This is a genomic window from Microbacterium karelineae (assembly GCF_009745985.1).
Classification (GTDB): Bacteria; Actinomycetota; Actinomycetes; order Actinomycetales; family Microbacteriaceae; genus Microbacterium; species Microbacterium karelineae.
In genome coordinates this window covers 424732-448180 of the sequence record NZ_WFIX01000175.1, presented here as the reverse complement: position 1 = coordinate 448180, position 23449 = coordinate 424732, and the positions used below count along the sequence as shown (strand labels likewise).

Genomic DNA, 23449 nt, shown 5'->3' with positions numbered 1-23449 from the left:
GGTGACAGCTTCCCCCGCCCTCGGCCTCCTGCTGGACGTCGACGGCCCCCTCTCGAGCACCCAGACCCGCACGCTGCGGGTGCCGTCCCTCGCGCCCGATCTCGTGGCGATCGCGCAGGCCGGGTGCCCCGTCGTGTTCAACACGGGACGCTCGACCGATTTCCTCGCCGAGCGCGTGATCCCCCGGCTCGCCGAGGCGGGGCTGACACCGGAGGACCCCGTGTGGGGCGTCGGCGAGAAGGGCGGCACGTGGTTCTCCCTCGCGTCGGCCGGCGGCGCGGTCGCTGTCGGCGAGACCCATCGCGACGACGACATCGCGCCGCCCGCCGCGCTCGTCGAGGCCGGGCGCGAGATCGCCGCGCGCTTCGACGACGTCATCTTCTTCGATGAGACGAAGCGCACGATGATCTCTCTCGAGCAGCACGTGGAGGTGCCGAACGAGACCTTCGTGTCCCGTCGCACCGAGATCGTCGCCGCGTTCGAGGAGGAGATCGACCGGCTCGGCCTCGCCGCATCGATGACGATCTACCCCACGGTCATCTCCGTCGACGTCGAGCACGTCGCCAGCGGCAAGGCCCTCGGCGCGCGCCGCGCGCTCGAGCTCATCTCGGCGCGCATGGATCCGCCCCGCTGGTGGTTCACGGCGGGCGACTCGGGGCAGGACTACGACATGTCGGCGCAGCTGCACGAATCGGGCTTCGACACGACCCACCTCGACGTGCGCCCGTGCGGCACCGTGCCCGATGTGCCGTTCCGCGTCATCCGCGAGCAGCCGCGCTTCGACGAGGGCGTCGCCGAGGACGACATCACGGCGCGCCACATCGCGCGGCTGCGCAGCGAGCTCGGCTGCTGACGGGCCGCGAGAAAGTCAGCAGGATCATACACTTTCGCCGAGAATCTCGGCGGCCGAATATCTGCGAGCATCGAGGATCTCGATACCTACAAGATGCCCTTCGTGGTCGAAGCCCATGTTCATCATCCCCTCAACCTCGGCTGAGTCGACCGAGACTGTCTTAGCGACACCGCGAACACCAATGTCGTCGACGATGTCGGCGTAAGCAGCATCCGCTTCCGGGTCGCAGCTCAGATTCACAAACCGTGTCCCTCCGCCTGACTCGCCCCGCCGCGGTTCCTCGTCACCCGCCGTCGATCAGGTGGTCGGAGTTCCACCGACCGCCTGCCCTGAAGCCAGATCGATCGCGAAGTCGCGAGGCTCGTCGTCTCCGGGATCTGCGACACCCCGAACCCAGCCGTGACTGGCTTCATCGACCCGCACGCCATCGATCGCAATGCGCCTCGTCGACCACGGCACACCGGCGTGCCCGACCGCAGTGATCGCCCATGGCGTGACCAGCAGGAGCACTCCTTCAGTCACCAGTTCCTCAGCAGCCACCACGGGGCCCGGAGTCGCAACGACCTTGAATCCATCGGGCTCGAGAACGTCACCTAAGAAGGCCGTGCCGCGTTCCACGACACAGAGCCCCGTTCGGCTCGGAGTCTCGAGCAGCATGCTGAGAGCGCGACGGCCCGGATCAGGCGCCGCGAACGTGGCGGTCCATCCGGGGTTGCGCCACGGCTCCACCGCCACCATCACCGCTCGCGACCCGCCGCCCTCGGCGGTGAAACTGTACTGCGGATCGACGACACGGTCCGAGATCGTAGCCTCGAAATCTGAGACGAAGCGCCTACCGACAACCATCAGAAATCAGGCCTAAAGAATCGATGCATGATTACCACGGATCGACTTCTTCGAGCACATCAAGGAAATTCAGCATGAACCCATTATCACAATGTTCATTAGCTATTGGGAAGCCAAACCGAGAGCTCACCCCCCGGAGCTGAGATGATCCGCATATGGGCGGGGCCAACAATTTCCCATGGCTCGTAGTCTTGGCTCGAAGGCACAAAAACGCGCGCGCCATCATTGAAGACCAATTCAAGGTGCCCATCCTCAAACGCGAAGCCCTCCGTCAATATTGATCGCGCCAATGTGAGCACCGGTGCAAGCTGGCTAAGATCTCCCGCAGGGATGATCGTATATTCCTCCCCATTTTTGGTCGAAATAACGAACTGCTGTTCAATTCGCACCGCGACGTTGTTAATTAAACACAACGTGACGGCGTAGTCCACACTGACTTGAGCCACAAGCTGACCAACAACAGGGAGCACCCAACGGTCACCGACCTTCGAGATATCGATCATCGGGGCCACCCCGGCCATTCGCCAATATAATCTTGCGAAATGTGAGTCGCGGAGGCTGGGCCCGGGTTTCCAAAAACATCTGTGGGTTGCCCATAGGAGTTATACACGCGCACGTAGCCCGCCTGATACCTCACCGTAGGATCCATGATCCGAATCATATCCGCATTACCGCTTGCACCGGTCCGTTGAAACACAAGTCCCTTGCCATTATCAGCCATCCGCTGACTCCAGCCCGTCGGGATGTCGTACGTGGCTCCCCGCCCGGCAGCCACGAATAGACGATCGCCATCTGACATACCGTTGTTTGCAATGCTTCCGGACGCTCCGCCAGGCGCTGGCGCGTCGGCGGCGACCCCCAACCCCGCCGGTTTCGGCGCCGCAGCAGGCTTCGGCGCGGACGGCTTCAGCGCGCCCTTCAGCGCCGCGGCGAGCTGTTTGACCGCGGGCGCCGCCGCCTTCGCGACGAACACACCCACCCCGGCTGCCGCCACGCTGAACACGCCACCGAGCACGGCCCCCACGCCCGTGTCGACCGCGAGGGATCCCCACGTGAACTCCCGGGTACGCGTGACCTGCGTATCCCACAGGTTCGTCACCGCACCCTGCACCGCACCGCCGGCGATCCCGCCCGCGATCACACACCCGACGCTCCCCACACCCCCGGTCGCCGCCAGACAGCCCACCGTGGTCGCAGCACCGACCACGATGCCCGCAGCGGCCCCGATGATCACGGACTGGTTGTCCGACACCCAATCCACAGCAGTCGACGCCGCATCGGACACCGTGCTCCACGCACTGCTCACACCTGCCGCGAGACCTCCCCAGAAGCTCTTCACCGGGGCGTTCGTCGAGCCGTAGGTGCCCATGGAAGCCGAGCTCGAGGCCGCCCTGCTGCTGCCACCGCCGCCGCCATCGGCCCTCGTCATCTTGACCATCAGGCCGCTCGGGTCCGAGAACGTGACCGGCGACGAGTTCGCATAGGCGTACGCGTTCCACTGCGCGGGGTTCGCCATGTCCAGCAGCGGGTCGACACTGATGAACGCCCCGACCTGTTCGTCGTAGAACCGCGCCCCCAGCATCGTCAGACCCGACGCGTCGCGAACCGCCCCGAGGAACCGATGGTCACCCGGGATCGCCTCGTCACCGCGCGTTCCCCCGAAGGGGCCCGAATACCAGCGGCCCACCGGCGTCACGGACGGGTTCCCCGTCGCTGGGATCGATGCAACTGGGGACCCGTGGTGATCGGTGGCCAGCGACGTGACACCGCCGAGGCCACGGTCGGTGCGGACCGCAACGGTGTTCCCCGCAAACGAGTAGTAGCGCGTCGCGCTGACCGCGCCGTCCTCGGAGATCTGCACCTCCTGACCGCCGAGGTAGACCGTCGTCACCCCACCGCTGGAACGAATGAGTCGTGTCCCGGAGGCGTCGTAGGTGTACGCGTCGCCCGCGACTCCGACGAGTTCCCCCTCCGCGTCCCAGCTGTATGCGGCACCCGTGTCGGCATCCGGGTTGCTGTCGGAGATGCGGCGGCCGGCCCCGTCGTACTCGTAGCTGGTCGTCGAGGCAGTCTCTCCCACGGTGGCGGTCACGTTCGTCACCGCGTGCGCATGCGCCGCCGATCCATAGTCATACGCCGAGACCGTCGTGACGCCGGCGACATCGCGGGTGGTGAGCTCCGTGCGGTTGTTCGCGATGTCGTACGCGTATGTCTCCCAGTACGGGGCGGCACCGCCCATGCCGGCGTTCGTCGGTGCGGTCGTGCACTCGTCGATCCCCGGCGTCCACGCGAGCGTCAGCCGGGCGTATCCGTCGTACTCGAAGCATTGGCGGTCACGGCCGTCCGCTGTCGCCAACGTCGCACGCGTCGGAGCATCGACGATGCTCGTGACGTTGCCCGACGGGTCGTACGCGTACGACATGTCGACTTCGGTGCCATCGATGCCGGCGCGGTCGGTGGAGATACGCGAGAGGCGCTTGGTGCCGTCCTCGTATTGGTACGACACCGCCGTGCCGTACGTGTTCCCGAGGTCCATCGCCTGGAGGCGTCCTTCTGCGGTGAACTTCGATGCCGCCACGTAGACGCCCCAGCCGAAGCCTCCGCTCATCCACGACGGCAGCGAGGCGTCGTCGTAGAACGTCGACACCTTCTCCGGCCCCAGGACCGTCGCGTCCGCCCCACCGTCGCTCGCGGCCCGCGTGACCTTCGGATAGGTCACCTGCGACAGCTGGCCGTCAGATGTGTACTCGTAGTCGGTCGAGAACGACTTCGCTCCGAGAGCCGCAAACGCGGGCGTATCCGGCAGCACCGTGGTCGTCCGCGTCGGGCGGTAGGCGTCGTCGTAGGACGCGATCTCGTCGACGTAACTCGCGCCGTCGATAACTCGGGTAGACGACGTGAGCAGGCCCTTCTGCACTGTGTCGTACTCCCACGACGCACGCACCGGGCCCGTTACGGAGTCGTCGCGAACGCTCGTCGTTCGGCCGAGCGCATCGTACGTGTATGCCAGCTTCTCCCCGGCCCCGTCGGTGACCGTCGACACACGCCCGAGCACGTCGTAGGCGATCGTCGACGAACCGGCGTCCGGATCCTCCGCGCGGATCTGTCGGCCGCCCCAGTCGTATTCGTACGCCCAGGTCGCGCCGCCGGGTTCCTTGAGCGTCGCGATCTGTCCGTCCGGCGTGTACCCGTACGTCGTCGTGCGCGAGGCGAGTGCACGCACGTCCGGCTCCGAGTCGGCGGCCGCCTGCGCGATCGGGTCGCGTTCGAACTCCCTCAGTTCGACAGTCCGCCCGCGGGCATCGGTCTTCGTCAGTGTCGGGCTCGCACCGTTCGGCGGAATCACGAGGGTCGTGTCACCGTCGTAGACGGTCGTCGTGCGCCATTGCTCGTTCGCCGGATCAGACGTGTTGCCGATCCAGAACACCTCGTCCACGACGCGTCCTGCGCCATCGTAAGCGTAGGTCGTCTGGGCGGGCGGAACCACAATGCCCGCCTGCGGCGTCGAGGACGGTGCGCCGGCGACATTCCACGGCTGCGTGACCGTGTCGATACGACCTGCGGAGTCGTAGTAGGTCTGCGCGACGAGCCGGCCACGGGTGGCGATGTCGTCGCTCCGATCGATGCCCGTATCGACACTCTCCGTCTGCGTCTGGAACGGGCGCAGCAGTCCGTCCATCAGCTCAACGCTCACGCGATGGTGGTCACCATCAGCCGCGATTGTACGCGTGACCACGGCGTTGAGTCCGGTGGCTCGCACGACGTACTCGTACGTCACCGAAGGCAACGAGAGTCCCGCGTGCTGTGGGTACCTCACTTCGACGAGGCGCCCGAGCGCGTCATATGCGCCGGTCGTGACCTTGCCGTTCTGGTCCACCGTCGATGTGGGAACGCCCAGCAGAGGGTCGAACGTCGTCGCAACGGTATGGCCCAGCACGTTCATGACCGTCGTCGATGCCGTGAAGCCGCCGGCCGTGCTCTCGTACGACGTCGACGTGACGTTCCCCATGGCATCCGTCACGCTCCGTGGTCGGCCGCGTGTGTCGTACGTCATCGTGCTCGTCGTCTGCCAGCCGGAACCATCCGTCGGGTCGAGGACCTCGCTCGTGGTGAGGAGCCCACGGGCGTCATACGCCGACCGCGACGCCGCCACGACATCGTCGGGGCGCGATACCGCCGTCCCGCAGGACTTCGAGACCGTCTCGGTGCTTGAGGCGAGTCCGACGAGGTTCCTACTCGCGAGCGCGTCATCACCGGACGCTGCATACGACGTCGTCGTGCACAGGTCGTCGTTCGTCGTCGCAAGATATCCTCTGTCGTCCACCGCGATGACCTGTGCGTCGGCGTTGAAGGTCGCGATCGACTGGGTCCGCTGCACGGCCGTCGTCCCGTCCTTCGCGTATATGTATCCGTACGTCGTCTGTGCGGGGATCCGCGTCGCAGTGAACGAGGAATCGTGTGCGCTCGTCGCGACCACGACGGGATCGCCCGGGGTCGTCACGTATTCGGACACCTTCGCAGTGCCGTCGAGCTCGACGGTCGAGAACACCTGGCCCGCGAAGATGTCCTCATCGTCGTCCACGGTGATCGGGTTCGTCGACGAGCCTGCGGTGATCGTGCCGCCTGCGCCACGGAAGTAGGTGCGCTGGGTCGAGGACTGCTGCCCCTCCGTCCCGAGTATCGTCTTCACCGTCCGGAAACCGCGGAACTCCGAGTAGGTTCGCTCCGCATCGTCGACGAGCGGTCCCGTCGGCTGGACCCACTTCGCGCCGCCGCCGTAGACGTACTTCGTCGCGACCGGGAGCGACCCCGTGACCAGCTCCGTCGACCCGTCGATGACGGTCGAGCCGGATTCCACGACCGTGTCGACGACGTATTTGTGGAAGTAGTCGGTGCGCTTCGGGGAGATCGGGCCGACCGACCACTTCACGGGGAAGCACAGCTTCGCATTGCTCGCCGCCGACGACGGCTGGTCCGTCTCCGAGCACTCCGTCCGGTACGAGACGCCGATCGTGGCGCCGGATTCCGTACGCACTCCGGTTACGCGGTGCCGCCACAACCCGTCGCTGAGATCCGGCGCCGCGACGCGGTTCTCGAGGGCCGTGTAGGTGAACAGCACGGCCGGCGGAGTGATGTCCGCCGCCGGACCTGCGTGTGCGACGTGCTGGAGCTTCTCGAGCCGCAGCATCACGCCTTCCGCGCCGTCGAGCCCGATGCCGTCGCCCTGCGGCACGAACTTCTGCGTCGGCGTCCAGGCGTCGATCATCCTGTACGCGGACCCGTCATGCGCATAGCTGACGATCTTCGACAGCCTGGCCCTGTCGAAGAACGTCGGGGTGTACACCTCGCACGGGTCGGCCGCCGCGCAGGCGAGATCCACGGGCGTGTCCGGCCAGTGGTTCGCGGTCATCGATGTCTGGCCCGAACCGCACCACGACGACGCATCCGCAAGATCGGTGATGCAGCGCGGCGCGTAGCTCAGCGTGAACCGGGCTGGAGCGGCCGAGACGCCGTCATCGGGGTGGGTGCCATAGTCGATCCGCGTCAGATGACCGCCCGATGTGTACGCGACGTTCGCCGTTCCGTAGAACGGACGGTAGTGATTCTGCTCGGTCTCGTACGTGTACGACATCGAGTTGCCCGTGGTGTCGACGACGCTGTCGACCATCCACCGCCACACCTGGTCGCACCGCGAGTCGGCGAACTCCGCCGCGTGGCACGGCTCACCCGCGTGGTTTCCGTACACCGGGACAGTCCACGCGGAGTTCGAGGCGGCGACCTGGCCGAAGGTGTAGACGACGCCATCGACAGTGGTGAGCCTCCAGTACTCGCCGGCCGCGCCACCCGCCTCGACATGCTCGACCCGCAAGCCCTCTTCTTGTCGTGTGTGCCACTCGCCCGTGTCGGCGTCTTTCACCAGCTCCATCGACGAACCGTCGAACGAGAGGGTCGCGTTCTCCGTTCCCCAACACAGATCCGGCGCGTCCAGGTCGACGTTGTTCCCGGCGACTTCGTCATCGCTGCAGGGAACGTAGACGCGTTCGACGAAGCTGTCGCCGAGAACGAAGCCCTCGCCCAGAAGCCCCGATTGGGTGTTCGCCGAGGGCACCTTCCCGTCGGAGACGGCGGAGTCGTACCCGATCGACAGTTCCGGTGCTGGCCCGGCAACGGCCTGCGGAGCCTTCAACGGGTACGTCCAGGTGAATCCGCCGGTGTTGCCCGCTGATCCCCAGGTCGATGTCGGGGAGAGACTCGTCGCCGACCAGTCTCCGTGGGATCCCGAGACGGTCGTCGTGACGGCGACCGCGCCAATCGCGGATGCCTCGTCGGAGTTCGCAGATTCCGTGACCGCGGCGAATCCTGCGTCTGACTCATCCGACGCATCCGTCGGAGCCGAACGGGCCGCGCCCGCCTCTGGCGTCGGGGTGGATGTGGGCTCCGGGATTGGTGTTGGTGTCGGCTCAGGGGCGTCCGGCGGCGTCGGAGCAGGGGTCGCGATCTCCGTCGGCGTCGGCTCCGGGGTGGGTGTTGGCGTCGGTGCGGGCGCCGGCTCCTCTTCGTCGGTCACGATGACGGGCACGACCGCGCTAATCGTCTGCGCGTCCTTGTCGTTGACCGTGTCCAGTGGCTGGATGCGACACTCCACACCGAGGCGCGCATCATCCTCACACTCGGGGACCCACACGATCTGCAGACGCGATGCCCAATCGCCTCCGGCCGCACCGGAGAAGTCCGCGTACGAGATGTCCAGCTCGACCTCGCGCCCCGGCTCCGCGCCTTCCGATGTGTCTTCGACCTCGATCACGACACCGGATACGCCCGTCGCCGCCGCGTCTTCTTCGGAGAGAACCCGCACATCGACCGCATCCGGAGCATCCCCACCGTCAGGTGCTGAGACGATCACCGGAAGCCCGCCGATGTCCTCCCGGGCCCTGTCGTCGGCATCGTTTGCTCCGACTCGGACGGTCGCCTCGTCCGCTGTCGGGAGCTTCGACGGCAGATCGAGCGCAGCGCCCTGGTCCGCGGGTTCCTCTGCCGACACGTCGATCGGGGCAGATGGATGCACCGTCTCGTCGACGAGGTCGGCGACGACCTGGTCGAAGTTGTCCTCGCGGGTCTCTTCGACGAGCCCGTCGTCCTCCGATACCGCCGCTGCCGTGGAACGATCCGCACCCGTCACCGCAGCATTCACCGCGAGCACTGCCGTCAGCACAACCGCCCCGGCCGAGAACCACCGGTGACGCGACGACGCTGCTGTCCCCCGTTTCGAGCGCATCAGTCTTCGACCTCCGTCGGATCAAGCGCTGTGTCGCCCGTCGAGAAGTCGGTCGCCTCCGCGCCCTGACAAAGCCGTCGGATCTTCGCCTCGTCGACGATCTCGCCCGAGAACACGCGGATGTTGTCGACCTTGCCCGGCCACCAATCGACGGGCGCACCCCCGTACAGGCCTCGCCCCACGCTGAACGCCCCGTTCGCTGCCCACGGCGTCGCCGTCCGAGTCACCTCTGTCGGGCCGATGGGTTCCCCTCGCGATGGATTCTCGGGCGTGCCTGCCTCGCATACCCAAAGTCGCGACGTCTTGTCAACAGCGTCATATTCACCCAGCAGATGCACCCACTGATCCGGTCGCACGATCACGGGCGACTCGGGGCTCGCTCCCCCGCCCGATCCGTCGTTGTCCGACATCCGGAACGTCCAACAGCCGCTCCCCGCGTCGCCGCCGGTCGCAGAACAGCTCGGCCGGTACGACAGATAGAACCCGGAACGATCCGATCCGTCCTGCGCGACGGCCGTGTAGGTCCGTCCTGTATCGATATCCGCGGCGTCCAGCCATACATGCGCCGAGACCGCGAACGACTTCGTCGTATCCACAACGGGTCCGTTCTCCGTCCACGCGGCGTCGTCGACGCCGTCGAAGACGAGCGCTTGATCGCCGTCGCGGGAGCCGAACAGTGCCAACGGTCCCGATTCCGTCGGTCGCGTCGCGCCGTCGATGGTGAGTGGCCGCCGCTCGCCCGACTCGCCGGTGCCCTCCGCGGTCAGATCCGCATCTTCATCCAGCGTCCAGATCGCATCCTCCGTCGGAGCGGCGACATCGAACGTATACCTCGTCGTTCCCGACACGTTCCCGGCTGCGTCCTTCGACGCCGCATACAGCGTCACAGGACCTGACGCTGTGGGCGTGAACCAGACGTTCGCCTTGCCCAGGGACGATGCATCGACTGTCCTGGTCATGCTCGCATCGTCGAAGCCATACATGAACGACACGACGTCGGACTCTGATTCTCGCCAGAACGTGAATCTCCCTGTCCGTCCGACGCCCCCACGCTCCTCGTCGGGACGGTACACGGCTTGAACTCCGGTCCCGCCCAGCGCAGGCGTGATCGCTGGGGAGGCCGGCTTGCTCGTGTCGATCTCCACCTCGCACCGCGCGGCGGTCACGGACTCGAGTCCGCCGGGGTCGTGGGCTTTCGCCGTCAGGCGATAGATCTGCCCATTCACCAGGTTGCCGCTCGCGACCTGCAGCGTGTGGCGCTGCCCGCTCGGAAGCGAGGCTGTGTACGCCGGCGACCACACCTTCGTGCCGTTGGACGCCTGGAATGCCCGAAATACCATCTTTACCGATGTGCCGTCAGGGTCTCTCCCGATCGCGGATATCTTCGGCGTCGTCGTCGATATCACGGGTCGGTCCGCACCCGTCGCGCAGCCGACGTTCGTCGAACCGACCAGGACCCGCACCCCCGACGGAGTGTCGGGCTTCCGGTTGTAGGTCACCGAGAGCGTCGCATCCGCGCGAAACCTCTTCCAGCCGAGGTTGATCGTCGTCTCGTTCTGAGCCTTCAACCCGAGCGTGATCGTGGAGAGATTCAGATCCGCGACGAGCCTCAACGCCTTCAATGCGCCGAACTCCCGATACCCCTGACCGCCGCACTCCGCACTGTGGTACTCGTTGCGCGACGAGATCCGCGTCTCCGAGTTCCAGTGCAGGTCTCCCCACTTCGTCGCCGAAGAGATCGGCTCCACGGCATGCAGCTCGGTCACCGTCGGATTGCAGGTGGCCGAGTACCAGCCGTTGACACGAAATTTCGCGGACGTGATATCCGAGCCGTCCAATTCGGCTATCCCCGACAGCCCGCCGTACTGCCACACGAGACGCTGCGTCCAGTTCGCCGGGCACAGAGGATACGCGTCGCACCGACCATCTCCTTCGCCGCGGCGCGTGGTCGACGTGTCACCCCACTTGTACAACGTATTCGTGTATGCGCCGGTACGCACCGCAAGCCATTGACCAGGCCCCTTGCCGCTGAAGCCGGGATCGAGATGAACAGGCCAGACCGTCTCCGGATCCGACATCATCGCCTCGTCGATCGTCACGGTCATCGAGTTGTCAGTGACGCTCACACCCATCTCCGCGACCCGGTCACCGACAGCCGCCTGCATGAGCCGATCCACCGGCCCCGATGTTCCGGCAGCACCATCCGCTTCGACGTCACCGCCAGCCGAGTCCCACATCACGGGAGGCGGCGCCGTGAACATCGCTTCTCCGTCGGCGTCCACGACATCCACTGCGCCGCCATCCTGGGACTCCATGCGCAGGCCCTCCGACAGCTCCAGGCCGAACGTCACACCCGTTCCCAGAAGAAGCTCCTTCAAGCGCTCCGCCGCCGCCGGGGATTCGAGTTCGATCACCGGCACGAAACCAGAACCGTCGCTGAACATCGTCACGATCAGCCGAATGCCGTCGTCCAGCGCATAGATAGCACGGCTGCCGTCGACAGCAGGGACAGGGAGATCGAGCGGGAAGGTGATCGCCATCGACGCCCCGTCGCGCTCGATGACACCCAACGGAACGTTCTCTCCCAGCACACCACCCGGGTTCAGACGCACATCGAACAGAGCAGCGACGGGTTTCAGTGTCCCGTCCGAGTCATCGGTAACGATCGACGAATCGATCTCCTGCCACTCACCGTTCACCTCGGTCCGCGTCGGCACCATGGAGACTTCGAGCCGGTGCTCCCCGGAAGGCATCGCCCACGAGGTCTCCCATGGAGTCCTCTCGGAAGCGATCTCGACCTCCGTGCCACATGAAGCGGCGATCATCACGGCCTCGTCGTCCGAATCGGCGATCGTCTGAGTGCAATCGATCGCCCTCTCTTCCGGCATCGGTTCCGGAGTGGTCACGTCGGAGACGAACCACCACCCCAACCCCGCGACGACGACCGCGGTCAGTGCGATAGATCCCCACACCCAGGGACGGCGAGATCTGGCCGTAACACCATCAGATCCTACTGAGAACACGGCCCCTCCATGACGCCCAACGCGGCGCCACAACCGCCGACATTCAGCACCGTACCATCACAGCTTTCTCTCAGGGACCGCTCAGTGATCAATCATGCAAAGCGACGCGTTCAAGGACGGTGACACCCTCACGCGGAGCGCGAGGTGAGCCGGCGCAGGACGCGCAGCGAGCGGCGGGCCGGAGCTCCCACGAGATAGGCGATGCGCCCGGCGATCGCCCGGTCGCGGTTCCCGAGCGCGATGCGGCGATCCCATGCCTCCCGCGCCCGGCCGCCGAGCGCGCGCGGGGCGGGACGCGACGCGAGCGCACCCTCCCGGCGACGGACGACGAGATCCTCGAGAGCGTCCTCCCAGGTGTCGTCGCGCGGATCGTGGAAGTAGTTGTCGCGCAACCAGGCCGGATCGGGGTGCCGGAACCTCCGCGCGACGACGTCGTCCTCGCCCGCGAGCAGCCCGCTGCGCGCGAAGACGACGTTGATGAGCGACGGGTCGACGCCGAACGCATCGAGCGCGATGACCGGAACGCCTCGTGCCGCCGCCTCGATCGCCGCCGTCGAGCTGACGGTGACGAGTCCTTCCGCCGTCTCGAGCGCGCGCGCCATCGGCTCGTACGAGGTGACGAGGTTCGGCGGCACGTCGGCCATCCCCGCGAGGATGTCCGGATAGGCGTCGTCCGCGCGGTGCGTCTCGTGCTCGCCCGGTCTGCCGCGCAGCTTCAGTACGACCAGGCGTGACGGATCCGCCCGCGCCGCGCGCACGAGGATCCGCGCCATCCGCTCGCGGTCCGCGCGCTCGCGCGGAACGATGGCCTGCGCCGCGAAGACCAGGTCGGTGCCGGTGCCGTCGGGGCGCACCCCGCCCGCGACGCGCCGCGCGAACGGCAGGGTCGCGAGGGCGAACCTCTGATCGATCCCGCGCTCCGCCGCCAGCTCGCCGAAGGCGCGGAGCTCGCGGTGGGAGTGGAGGATGAACAGGTCGCACTCGCGCCGGAAATGCAGCGCGAGCCACGTCGCGGGGATCGAGATGCCCGGCAGCCCGGTGGCGATGACGGGGCGCGGCTCGAGCGACGCCGCGACCCGCGCGACGACACGGGCGACGGGTCCGCGGGAGGCGGCGAGCACGACGTCCGCTCCCCGCAGCGCGTCGGCGAGTGCCGCGTACTCACGCCGCGCCACGCGCTCGGCCGGCAGCCCCGTTCCCGCGAGCGCCGCCTCGAGCTGCGCATCGCTCACGACGAGCTCCGTGTCAAGCACGATCAGTCGTCCGTCGGCGCGCGCCGTCCCCAGGAGGGCGGCCGCCCACTTGACGTACGAGTCAGTCTCGGCGACCGCCGCGATCCGCAGCGGCCGCCCGACGGCCTCCGTCACGCCCCGACGCGCCGCAGCTTCGCCTTCGGCGCCTCTTCGCCCGGGAAGACGCGCTTGACGCCGTCGCCGCGCGCGGCCTCGATGATCCGGATGTCGCGCACGAGGGTCGCGACGCCGCCCGGCTCGAGCGACGCGGCGTGGTCGGATCCCCACATCGTGCGGTCGAGCGTGATGTGGCGTTCGACGGCGACGGCGCCCACGGCGACGGCCGCGAGGGAGATCTGCAGGCCGCGCTCGTGGCCCGAGTAGCCGATCGGCACCCCGGGGAAGCGGTCGCGCAGGACCGGGATCATGCGCAGGTTCGCCTCGTCCGGCTCCATGGGGTACGTCGAGGTGGCGTGCATGATCACGAGACCGTCGGTGCCGAGCACCTGGACGGCGCGGTCGATCTCCTCCATCGTCGACATGCCGGTCGAGAGGATGATCGGCTTGCCCGTGTCGCGCAGCGCCTCGAGGAGCTCGATGTCCGTGACGCTCGCGGAGGCGACCTTGTGGCATGCCACGCCGAGGTCCTCGAGGAACGCGACGCTCGGCACGTCCCACGGCGACGCGAACCACTCGAGGCCGCGCATGAGGGCGTGGTCGCCGATCTCGACGTACTCGTCCCGGCCGAACTCGACGCGATGGCGGTACTCGAGGTAGGTCATCGTGCCCCAGGGCGTGTCCCGGGGCGTGTCGCGCATGTGCTCGGGCGTGCAGATCTCGGGCGTGCGCTTCTGGAACTTCACGGCGTCCGCTCCCGCGTCGGCCGCGACGTCGATGAGCTGCTTCGCGAGCTCGACCGATCCGTTGTGGTTGAGGCCGATCTCCGCGATGACGAAGGCGGGGGCCCCGCCGCCGATCTGACGTGTTCCGATGGTGACGCTCATGCGCGCATCCCTTCTCGTGGTGATTGTGCCGCCGCGCGAGCGGCGAGCACGCGCTCGGCCACCTCGCGAACGGCTCCGTGCCCGCCCTCGCGGGTGAGCACGATGCGGGCGCTCGCGGTGGCGAGCGGGTGGGCGTCCGGGACGACGATCGGCCAGCCGACCGCCTCCAGAGCACCCAGGTCGTTGACGTCGTTTCCGACATAGGCGATCCGCGACAGCGGGATCCCGGCGCGCGCGGCCCAGTCCTCGAGCGCGGCGCGCTTGTCGTCCGACGCCTGGATCACATCGACGCGCAGCTTCGCCGCCCGCGCGGACACGACGGGGTTCGTCTCCGTCGACAGGATCAGCACGGGGATCCCCGCCTCTCGGAGGAGCTGGACGCCCATGCCGTCGGAGCGGCTCACGCGCACGCCCTCGGTGCCGTCCTCGGCGACCGACGCGGTGTCGTCCGTGTGCACCCCGTCGAAGTCGGTCACGACGGCGTCGACGTCGATCGCGTCCGCCGGATCGTCATGGAGCGCCGCGAGCGCCCGCGCCGCCGCGAGCTCGACAGGCGAGTCGATCTCGATCGCGAGGTGCTCGGGCACAGTGACGATCACGGTGCGGCCGAAGAAGCGGTGCGCCGCCGCGCGGAACCCGCGCGCGTTCATGACGTAGAAGGCGCCCGTCTCGACGAACAGCGGGTCGCGGTCCTGCCGCCGCGGGCGGTGCGCCGCGTCGTGGGCGACCGCCTCGGCGCCCCCATCCGTGGCCGCCCAGGAGAACTCGTACGACTCCCGTGCCGCGAACGCGCTGTCGGCGTCGCCGCGGCACACGAGCGCGACGGCCTCCGCAAGCGCATCGGAGGGGATGAACGGGCTCGTCGCCTGCAGGAACGCCATGACCTCGACGACGACGCCCCGATCCTCGAGGGCGTCGAGGGCGTGCAGCAGCGCCGACTCGGACGACGCGCCGTCGCCCGCGATCTCCGCCGGCCGGCGCACGATCTCGGCGCCCCACTCCCCCGCGATCCGGGCGATCTCGTCGTCGTCGGTCGACACGACGACGCGATCGATGCCGCGCGCTCGCTGCGCCGCGCGCACGGCGCGCGCCACGAGCGGGATGCCGCCGACTCGGAGGATGTTCTTGCGCGGCACTCCCTGCGATCCGCCCCGCGCCGGGATGATCGCGACGGCCTCCCCTCTCACCGCGCGACCTCCCGTCGCGCCCCCGCCACGCGCAGCACGCTCGCGGTTCCCGCCAGCACCCGGCGCAGCGTGACGGCGGCGCTCGAGCGCTGGGTCGCGATCTCGAGCGGGCGCGCGCTCCCGGCGAGCACGATCTCGATCGGGAGCCCCGTGCGCACGATCCGCACCCCATCGATGCGCTCGATCTCGCGCAGAATCTCATCGCCCTCGCGCCGGTGCGGCAGGTAGCAGGCCGCCCCGCGCCGGGCCTCCTCGCGCACCCACCCGAGGTATTCCGACTGCGACATATGCCCGTCGACGACGCGCGCGCTGCCGAGGATCACGCGGTCGTGGGGCAGTGCGGAGGCGGTGCCCGGCGCCGGTCGCGTCGCACGCAGCCACTCGAAGGCGTGCATCTCCTCCCGCACGCCGAGGTCCGAGAGCCGACGCGTGCGCTCGTCCCCGAGGGGGAACGCGGTGAAGACGTCGACGGCCCCGGCGGCCGCGCGGAGGCGGACGGCATCGAGGGCGAGAGGCGCGACCCGGCGGGTGAGCCCCCGCTCCGCCACGCCGGGTCGCGAGTACTCACGGGCGCCCGTGAGAGCGTCGGCGAACGCCACCGCGTTCATCCCGTCATCGAGGAACGTGATCCGCCGCGGGCGCAGCAGCGCCACCGCGAGCCGGAACTGGCCGGAGAATCCGTCCCCGACGAGCCAGTGGTCGTGGCGACGCAGCATTCCCCAGGGGATCCCGTAGTAACCGGCCTGCGCACCGAAGAGCGCGCCCCGTGTCGTCAGCTCGGACGCCGTCTCCTCGACCTGCACGGCCAGCCGACCCGCGAGATCCACGCGCTGGCCATGGGCGTGCGCCCACTCGGCGGCGCCGATCATCTGCAGCGGCGACTCGACCCAGGCGACGGGGGCGTCGGCCTTCGGCATGCATCCTCCGGAAGCTCTGTGGGCGGGGGCTCACGTGAGCCCGTCCGCACAGGGTCGGACACCGCGGTGAACGGCTCGACCCACCGCGGTGACGCGGGGATGAAGCGAATGTGAACCGTCGGGGCGCGTGGCAGACTCGCGCGTATGAAGATCGTCATCGCCGGCGGCACCGGATCCCTCGGGCGCGCCCTGACCTCCGACCTCGTGCGCGACGGACACGACGTCGTGATCCTCACGCGCGCGCCCGGCCTCTCGGGCGGGCCGCCGCCCGGCGCGGTCGAGATCGGCTGGGATCCCCGGAAGGTGGCGTCGTGGGCGCACGCACTCGAAGCGGACGGCGAGATCGCCGTCGTGAACCTCGCCGGGAAGCTCGTCGACTGCCGGCCGACCGAAGCGAACATCCGCGAGCTGCGCGACTCGCGCGTGCGGGCCACCGAGGCGCTCGTCGCGGCCTCCCGACGGCGCCAGCGGCCCGTCGACCACTGGCTCCAGGCGTCGACGACGGCGATCTACGGCGACACGGGCGATGAGCGCATCACGGAGCGCACGCCCGATCCGACCGACGGGCTCCCGCAGATGACCGGCGTCGTCGTGCCGTGGGAGGCCGCGAGCCGCGACGCACACGCCGCCCGCCGCGTGACGATCCGCACCTCGGTCGTGCTCGACGCCCACACCCCGGCACTCGACCGTCTGCTCCTGCCGGCGCGCCTCGGGTTCGGCGGGCCGATCGGCGCGGGGACGCAGTGGTTCAGCTGGATCCACATCGCCGACTGGCTGCGGATCGCCCGAGCCGGCCTCGGGCTCGATCCGCAGCTGAGTCTGCCCGATGCGCCCGTCATCGCGGCGTCACCGCACCCCGTGCGGAACGCGGAGCTGATGCGGCGCCTGCGCGAGGCCGTCGGCCAGCCGATCGCGCTCCCGACACCCGAGTTCGTGCTGCGCCTCGCCGCGATCGCGCTGCGCACGGATCCGCTTCTCGCCCTCACCGGGCGCCACACGACATCGAGCGTGCTCGCCGACCGCGGCTTCGAGTTCCGCTTCCCGGACCTCGCGGGTGCCCTCGCGGACCTGGTGCGTCGCTGAGCACGCGAACGCACAAGGTCTCCGCGAGAGCGCACGAGGTATCGTGTGCGCTCGCGCAGCTCCTGTGCACTCGCGGATCAGGTGCCCGCGCTCGCGGGGACGCGCACCCGGTGCTCGCCCGCGTAGACGTTCATGTGCGATCCCCGGAGGAAGCCCACGAGCGTGAGGCCCGTCTCGGCGGCCAGCTCGACCGCGAGCGAGGATGGGGCCGAGACCGCGGCGATCATCGGGATCCCGGCCATGACGGCCTTCTGCGCGAGCTCGAACGCGACGCGTCCCGACACCATGAGCACGTGGCCGGCGAGAGGGATCCGCCCGTCCATCGCCGCCCAGCCGACGACCTTGTCGACGGCGTTGTGACGCCCCACGTCCTCGCGCACGACGAGCAGCTCGCCTGTGGCGCCGTCGAACAGCGCCGCGGCGTGCAGCCCGCCCGTCTTCTCGAAGGCCGCCTGCCGCGCGCGCAGCGCGTCGGGGAAGGTCGCGAGCATCGACGCGTCGATCTCGAGCGGATCGGACCCGACGGGGTGAGCCGACTCGGTGCGGACCGCGTCGATGGACGCCTTGCCGCAGACTCCGCACGAGCTCGTCATGTAGACGCTGCGCGCCATCTCCGGCGTCGGCGGCGCGACGCCGGGCGCGAGAGCGACGTCGAGCACGTTGTAGGTGTTCTCCTCGCCGCCTGCGCCCGGCCCGCCGCAGTGGATCGCCGCCGCGATGCCGGATCCGTCGCGCACGACGCCCTCCGACAGGAGGAATCCCGTCGCGAGCTCGACGTCGTGCCCCGGTGTGCGCATCGTGACCGACAGCGGCTGCCCGCCGACGCGGATCTCGAGGGGCTCCTCGACCGCGAGCGCGTCCGGCCGGCGGCGCGGATCCGATCCGAGATCGATGCGCGTCACGGGCCGCCGCGCCGTGATCCGACCCACGTCAGGCCCGCTTCACGAGCCGGACGACGATCGACTTCGACGTCGGCGTCCCGCTCACGTCCGCATACGACTCGAGCGGGACGAGCACGTTCGTCTCGGGATAGTACGCCGCGGCGTTCCGGCGGGGTGTGTCGTATCCGACGAGCCGGAAGCTCTCGGCGCGCCGTTCCTCGACGGCGTCGGCGGGGCCCCATTCCGAGACGAGGTCGACGATGTCGCCCTCGGTGAATCCCAGCTCCCGGATGTCGTCGGGGTGGATGAGCACGACCCGACGGCCATCGTGGATGCCGCGATAACGGTCGTCCTTGCCGTAGATCGTCGTGTTGTACTGATCGTGCGAGCGCAGGGTCTGCAGCAGCAGCCGCCCCTCGGGGATCCTGGGGTACTCGAGGGGGTTCGCGGTGAACATCGCCCGCCCCGACGTCGTCGCGAAGCGTCGGGCGTCGCGCGGCGCGTTCGGCAGGTAGAAGGTGCGCCCCTTCTCGATCCGCTCTTCGTAGCGCTCGAAGCCGGGCACGACGCGCGAGATGTGCTCGCGGATCGTGCGGTAGTCGTTCTCGAGCCCCGCCCAGTCGGCGCGCGGCGCATCGTCGCGGCCCGCGAACACGCGTGCGCACAGGCGGGCGAGGATCGCGACCTCGCTGAGCATGTCGTCCGACGGCGGCGCGAGGCGCCCCCGGGATCCGTGCACGGCCCCCATCGAGTCCTCGACCGTCACGCGCTGATCCCCCGCGCCGCGGCGGTCGCGGTCGGTGCGGCCCAGCGTCGGGAGGATGATCGCCCGCCGCCCCGTCACGACATGCGAGCGGTTGAGCTTGGTCGACACGTGCACAGTCAGGTCGGCCCGCGCCATGCCGCGCTCGACGACGGCCGTGTCGGGTGTGGCCGAGACGAAATTGCCCCCGACCGCGAGGAAGACCCGCACCCGCCCGGCGTCCATCGCCCGGATCGCCTGCACCGTGTCGAAGCCGTGCTCGCGCGGCGCACGGAAGGCGAACTCGTCGTCGAGCGCCGCGAGGAACGCCTCGGCCGGCTTCTCGTAGATCCCCATCGTGCGATCGCCCTGCACGTTCGAGTGGCCGCGCACCGGGCAGACGCCTGCGCCGGGGCGCCCGATGTTCCCCTGCAGCAGGAGCACGTTCACGACGTCGCGGAGCGTCGCCACGGAGTGCTTGTGCTGGGTGAGCCCCATCGCCCAGCACACGATCGTCTTGCCCGACGCGCGCACCTGCTCGGCGATCGCCCGCATGCGCTGTTCGGTGAGGCCCGTCGCGGTCTCGAGATCCGCCCAGGACGCGCCGGCGACACCCGCCGCGTAGGCGTCGTAGCCGGACGTGTGCGCCTCGATGAAATCGATGTCGAGCACGCCGCCGTGGTCGCCGTGCGCCTCGATGAGGTGCTTCCCGATCGCCTGGAACAGCGCCTGATCGCCGCCGAGTCGGATCTGGACGAAGTCGTCGGCGAGGGGCGTGCCGCCCAGGATGACGCCGCGCGGCGTCTGCGGGTTGTTGAAGTGCAGCAGGCCCGCCTCCGGGAGCGGATTCACGGCGATGATGGTCGCCCCGCGCTGCTTGGCCTTCTCGAGCGCCGACAGCATGCGCGGGTGGTTGGTGCCCGGGTTCTGGCCCGCGACGATCAGCAGCTCGGCGTCGTGGATGTCGGTGATCGACACGGTGCCCTTGCCGATGCCGATCGTCTCACCGAGCGCGGATCCGCTCGACTCGTGGCACATGTTCGAGCAGTCGGGCAGGTTGTTCGTGCCGAAGCCGCGCACCAGCAGCTGGTACATGAACGCCGCTTCGTTCGACGTGCGTCCGGATGTGTAGAACACGGCCTCGTCGGGGTCGTCGAGCCCCCGCAGCTCCTCGGCGATGAGGTCGAGTGCCTCGTCCCACGACGCGGGGCGATAGTGCGTCGCCCCCTCGTCGAGGATCATCGGGTGCGTGAGACGGCCCTGCTGGCCGAGCCACCAGTCGTCGTGACCGCGCAGCTCGTCGATCGAGTGCGCGGCGAAGAACTCGGGGCCGACGCGACGCACCGTCGCCTCCTCCGCAACCGCCTTCGCGCCGTTCTCGCAGAACTCGGCGATGTGGCGCTTGTCCTCCTCGGGCCAGGCGCATCCCGGACAGTCGAAGCCGTCCTTCTGGTTCACGCGCAGCAACGTTTCGGCGCTGCGCGCGACGCCCATCTGATCGATGGAGATCTTCAGCGAGTGCAGCACGGCCGGCACGCCGACCGCCTGCTTCTTGGGCGTTCCGACGGTCATCTTCGACTCGTCGATGTCATGTTCGGGGGGCCTCGTCACCATGCGGCCATGCTATGACGCGTGAGGGGCGTGCGGGCCGCGCCACCCGCTATTCGGTGCGATCCGTGTGCCCCAGTGATCGCCCCGGCGCGATGACGTCGCGCACTCGCCGCTTGAGTTCGCCGATCTCGGGGAAGCCGTCGTCACGCTTTCGGTTCCACACCCGCTCGTCGCCGACATCGATGCGGAACACGCCGCCCGTCGCGGGGATCAGCGCGATCTCGCCGATCTCGTCCGGGAACGACTGCAGCAGCTCGCCCGCGTACCACTGCGCACGCAGCAGCCATCGGCACTGTGTGCAGAAGGTGATCTCGATTCGGGGCGTCGGCATGGATCCAGGATGCCAGCGAAATCGGTCGGGAGTGCTGCGTCGCACCGCTAGGGCACGAGGTGGCTGCGCTGCTCGACGAGCGGGCAGGTGAACACGTCGCGCTCGCCGAGGCCCACGCGGTTGATGTAGCGGACGACGATCGCATACGAGGCGAACAGGGTCGTCTGCGCGTACGGCACGCCGTGCTCGCGGCAGTACTCCGCGATGAGCGGCGCGGCGCGGCGCAGGTGCGGGCGCGGCATCGACGGGAACAGGTGATGCTCGATCTGATAGTTCAGGCCGCCCATCGCGGTGTCGAGCAGGCGGCTGCCGCGGATGTTGCGACTCATCATCACCTGTCGGCGCAGGAAGTCGATCTTCGCGCCGCGCGGCACGATCGGCATGCCCTTGTGGTTCGGCGCGAACGCGACCCCCATGTAGAAGCCGAACACCCCCAGCTGCACGGCGAGGAACGTCGCCGCGATCCCGGGCGAGAGCACCAGGAAGACGAGCACCGTGAACCCGATGAGGCGCACCGCGAGCATCGCGATCTCGATCCAGCGCCGGTCGAGGTGCGCGCGGCTGACGACGCGACGCACGCCCGAGGCGTGCAGCGAGACGCCCTCGAGCAGCAGGATCGGGAAGAAGAACAGGCCCTGGTGCGCGCGCAGCCACCCCAGGATGGGGCCGCGGCGGCGCTCGGATTCCTCGCCCGAGACCGCGATGACGGGCAGCTCGATGTCGGGGTCCGATCCGACCATGTTGGGGTTCGCGTGATGCCTCGTGTGCTTGTGCCGCCACCAGCCGTAGCTCATCCCGACGAGCAGGTCGCCGAGCACGAGGCTGATCCAGTCGTTCCAGCGGCCCGAGACGAAGATCTGGCGGTGCGCGGCGTCGTGGCCGAGGAAGGCGATCTGCGTGAAGAGGATCGCGAGGGCGGCGGCGGTGAACAGCTGCCACCACGTGTCGCCGATCCAGATGAACCCGGCGATCCCGACGGCCAGGGCGAGCGTCAGGCCGATGATCTTCGTCCAGTAGTAGCCGTAGCGGCGCCGGAGATAGCCGCCTTCGCGGATGGTCTTCGCGAGCGCCGTGTAGTCATTCGCGCCCGCGTCTCGCGCGCCACGGGGAACGGTGCTGCGGATGGTGCCCATGATCGCATCTCCTTCCCCTGAGGCTACGCCTGTGACGGGTGCGACGGGCGAATGTGACGGCGGCATCCTCAGGTGCGCGCACTACGGTGGGTGACCGTGTTCCACATCGTCTTCCACGAGCCGCGCATCCCTCCGAACACCGGCAACGCGATCCGCCTGGCGGCCGTCACGGGCAGCACCCTCCACCTCGTGGAGCCGCTCGGCTTCGACCTCTCGGACGCGAAGCTGCGCCGAGCGGGGCTCGACTATCACGACCTCGCGCGGGTGCGGGTGCACCGCGATCTCGACGCGGCGATCGCGCACGTCGGCGCGCACGGATCCGGCCGCGTCTACGCCTTCACTGGGCACACGGAGCGATCCTTCGCGGACATCGCCTACGAGCCGGGCGACGCCCTCCTGTTCGGCTGCGAGCCCGAGGGCCTCCCGGATGAGGCCCTTCGTCACGCGGGCGTGACCGACCGCGTGCGGATCCCGATGGTCCCCGCCGCGCGCTCGCTCAACCTCTCGAACGCCGCCGCGATCGCAGCCTACGAGGCGTGGCGTCAGAACGGCTTCGCCGGCGGCGCGTGACGCCGGGCCGTCAGACGAGGCCCAGCTCGCGCGCCCGCACGCCCGCCTGGAAGCGGGAATCGGCCCCGAGTGCGGTCATGAGCTCGGCGACCCGGCGTCGATAGGTGCGCACGCTCAGCCCGAGCATGCGGGCCGCCGCCTCATCCTTCACGCCGGATCCGAGCAGGTCGAGGACACGCGGGGCGAGCATCCGGATCCCCGCGATCTCGGCGTCGTAGACGTCGAGATCCGTCGCCGACCGCCAGGCCGACTCGAAGAGCGATGCCACCCCGTGAACCGTGTCGGGCAGCGTGAGGATGCTGTAACCGCGCTCCCCCATCCGCCGGTCACCCGCGAGGATCGCGACCCGACCGTCGATGATGATCGTCTCGTTCACCTCCTCGGTCGTGACGCGGATCTCCGCATCGCCCGGCTGCGCACGGATCGCCGCGATCCGCGCGTCCCACCCGGGGTCCAGCAGCGCGCTGCTGCGGAAGAGCTTGCGCACCCGTGCATCCGGGCGGGGCGCGTAGGCGAAGGTCTCCCCGTCGCCGCCCTGGCGCCATCCCCAGCCGGCGAGGTCGTTTGCGGCGCACGTGATCTCGGATGCGTTCTCGAAGAGGCGCCCGGCACGCCGGAACACCTCCTGCTCGCCGCGCACCACGACGACCGAGTCGTTCGTTCGCGTCATGGTCGACATCACCCCACTCTGCCCGCGGGCGCGCCCGCCCGACTCCCATGACAACAACCTGCCATCGTGAGAGATTCCCGCGCCCTGCGC

17 protein-coding genes are annotated in these 23449 nt (G+C 68.9%); 3 read left to right on the top strand and 14 right to left on the bottom strand.

The features are described from left to right. The first annotated feature begins 1 nt into the window (after position 1). Complete coding sequence (locus GB932_RS05570) at positions 2–853, top strand: hypothetical protein (RefSeq protein WP_156759686.1); 852 nt, start codon at positions 2–4, stop codon at positions 851–853. Between the two features lie 24 nt (positions 854–877). On the opposite strand, the gene GB932_RS05565 is transcribed toward GB932_RS05570, so the two are convergent. The 9 genes from GB932_RS05565 to GB932_RS05525 all read right to left on the bottom strand — a co-directional run bounded on the left by GB932_RS05565 (position 878) and on the right by GB932_RS05525 (position 16338). Next, complete coding sequence (locus GB932_RS05565) at positions 878–1093, bottom strand: DUF2283 domain-containing protein (protein ID WP_197517316.1); 216 nt, start codon at positions 1091–1093, stop codon at positions 878–880. Positions 1094–1150: 57 nt separating this feature from the next. Next, the gene (locus GB932_RS05560) at positions 1151–1699 is read right to left on the bottom strand and encodes a hypothetical protein (RefSeq protein ID WP_156759685.1); all 549 of its coding nucleotides are present in this window, start codon (positions 1697–1699) and stop codon (positions 1151–1153) included. Between the two features lie 98 nt (positions 1700–1797). Continuing rightward, positions 1798–2202 carry a DUF6188 family protein gene (locus GB932_RS05555; RefSeq protein WP_156759684.1) on the bottom strand — a complete coding sequence of 135 codons (405 nt, stop codon included), beginning with the start codon at positions 2200–2202 and terminating at the stop codon, positions 1798–1800. Further along, on the bottom strand, positions 2199–8879 hold the full coding sequence (locus tag GB932_RS05550) for an RHS repeat-associated core domain-containing protein (RefSeq protein WP_156759683.1): 6681 nt from the start codon (positions 8877–8879) through the stop codon (positions 2199–2201). The genes GB932_RS05555 and GB932_RS05550 overlap by 4 nt, the downstream gene beginning before the upstream one ends. Positions 8880–8974: 95 nt before the next feature. Next, on the bottom strand, positions 8975–11881 hold the full coding sequence (locus tag GB932_RS05545; protein WP_156759682.1) for a LamG-like jellyroll fold domain-containing protein: 2907 nt from the start codon (positions 11879–11881) through the stop codon (positions 8975–8977). Between the two features lie 245 nt (positions 11882–12126). Beyond that, the gene (locus tag GB932_RS05540) at positions 12127–13365 is read right to left on the bottom strand and encodes a DUF6716 putative glycosyltransferase (RefSeq protein WP_156759681.1); all 1239 of its coding nucleotides are present in this window, start codon (positions 13363–13365) and stop codon (positions 12127–12129) included. Further along, positions 13362–14234 carry an N-acetylneuraminate synthase family protein gene (locus tag GB932_RS05535; RefSeq protein WP_156759680.1) on the bottom strand — a complete coding sequence of 291 codons (873 nt, stop codon included), beginning with the start codon at positions 14232–14234 and terminating at the stop codon, positions 13362–13364. The genes GB932_RS05540 and GB932_RS05535 overlap by 4 nt, the downstream gene beginning before the upstream one ends. Continuing rightward, a complete protein-coding gene (locus GB932_RS05530; RefSeq protein WP_231916005.1) occupies positions 14231–15421 on the bottom strand; it encodes an acylneuraminate cytidylyltransferase in 1191 nt (396 codons plus the stop codon). Before GB932_RS05530 ends, GB932_RS05535 begins: the two co-directional genes overlap by 4 nt. Then, the gene (locus GB932_RS05525; RefSeq protein ID WP_156759679.1) at positions 15418–16338 is read right to left on the bottom strand and encodes a hypothetical protein; all 921 of its coding nucleotides are present in this window, start codon (positions 16336–16338) and stop codon (positions 15418–15420) included. Before GB932_RS05525 ends, GB932_RS05530 begins: the two co-directional genes overlap by 4 nt. Positions 16339–16482: 144 nt before the next feature. On the opposite strand from GB932_RS05525, the gene GB932_RS05520 reads away from it, so the two are divergent. Continuing rightward, entirely contained in the window at positions 16483–17421 is a 939-nt protein-coding gene (locus GB932_RS05520; protein WP_156759678.1) for an epimerase, read from the top strand. Between the two features lie 77 nt (positions 17422–17498). Here the strand turns inward: GB932_RS05520 and fdhD are convergent, their stop codons facing one another. From fdhD to GB932_RS05500, 4 genes are read right to left on the bottom strand one after another with little or no spacing between them, the layout of a single operon-like run. Then, complete coding sequence (fdhD, locus tag GB932_RS05515) at positions 17499–18350, bottom strand: formate dehydrogenase accessory sulfurtransferase FdhD (protein WP_156759677.1); 852 nt, start codon at positions 18348–18350, stop codon at positions 17499–17501. A gap of 1 nt (position 18351) precedes the next feature. After that, positions 18352–20658, bottom strand: a complete 2307-nt coding sequence (locus GB932_RS05510) for an FdhF/YdeP family oxidoreductase (protein WP_156759676.1) — start codon at positions 20656–20658, stop codon at positions 18352–18354. A 46-nt stretch (positions 20659–20704) separates the two neighbouring features. Continuing rightward, positions 20705–20986: an Rdx family protein gene (locus tag GB932_RS05505; protein ID WP_156759675.1), complete on the bottom strand. Its 282-nt coding sequence runs from the start codon at positions 20984–20986 to the stop codon at positions 20705–20707. Between the two features lie 47 nt (positions 20987–21033). Beyond that, the gene (locus GB932_RS05500; RefSeq protein ID WP_156759674.1) at positions 21034–22119 is read right to left on the bottom strand and encodes a fatty acid desaturase family protein; all 1086 of its coding nucleotides are present in this window, start codon (positions 22117–22119) and stop codon (positions 21034–21036) included. Positions 22120–22215: 96 nt separating this feature from the next. Between GB932_RS05500 and GB932_RS05495 the strand changes: the two genes are divergently transcribed. Then, entirely contained in the window at positions 22216–22689 is a 474-nt protein-coding gene (locus tag GB932_RS05495) for a tRNA (cytidine(34)-2'-O)-methyltransferase (RefSeq protein WP_156759673.1), read from the top strand. Between the two features lie 10 nt (positions 22690–22699). On the opposite strand, the gene GB932_RS05490 is transcribed toward GB932_RS05495, so the two are convergent. Then, positions 22700–23368, bottom strand: coding sequence for a helix-turn-helix transcriptional regulator (locus GB932_RS05490; protein WP_156759672.1), 669 nt, complete (start codon positions 23366–23368; stop codon positions 22700–22702). Positions 23369–23449: the final 81 nt, after the last annotated feature.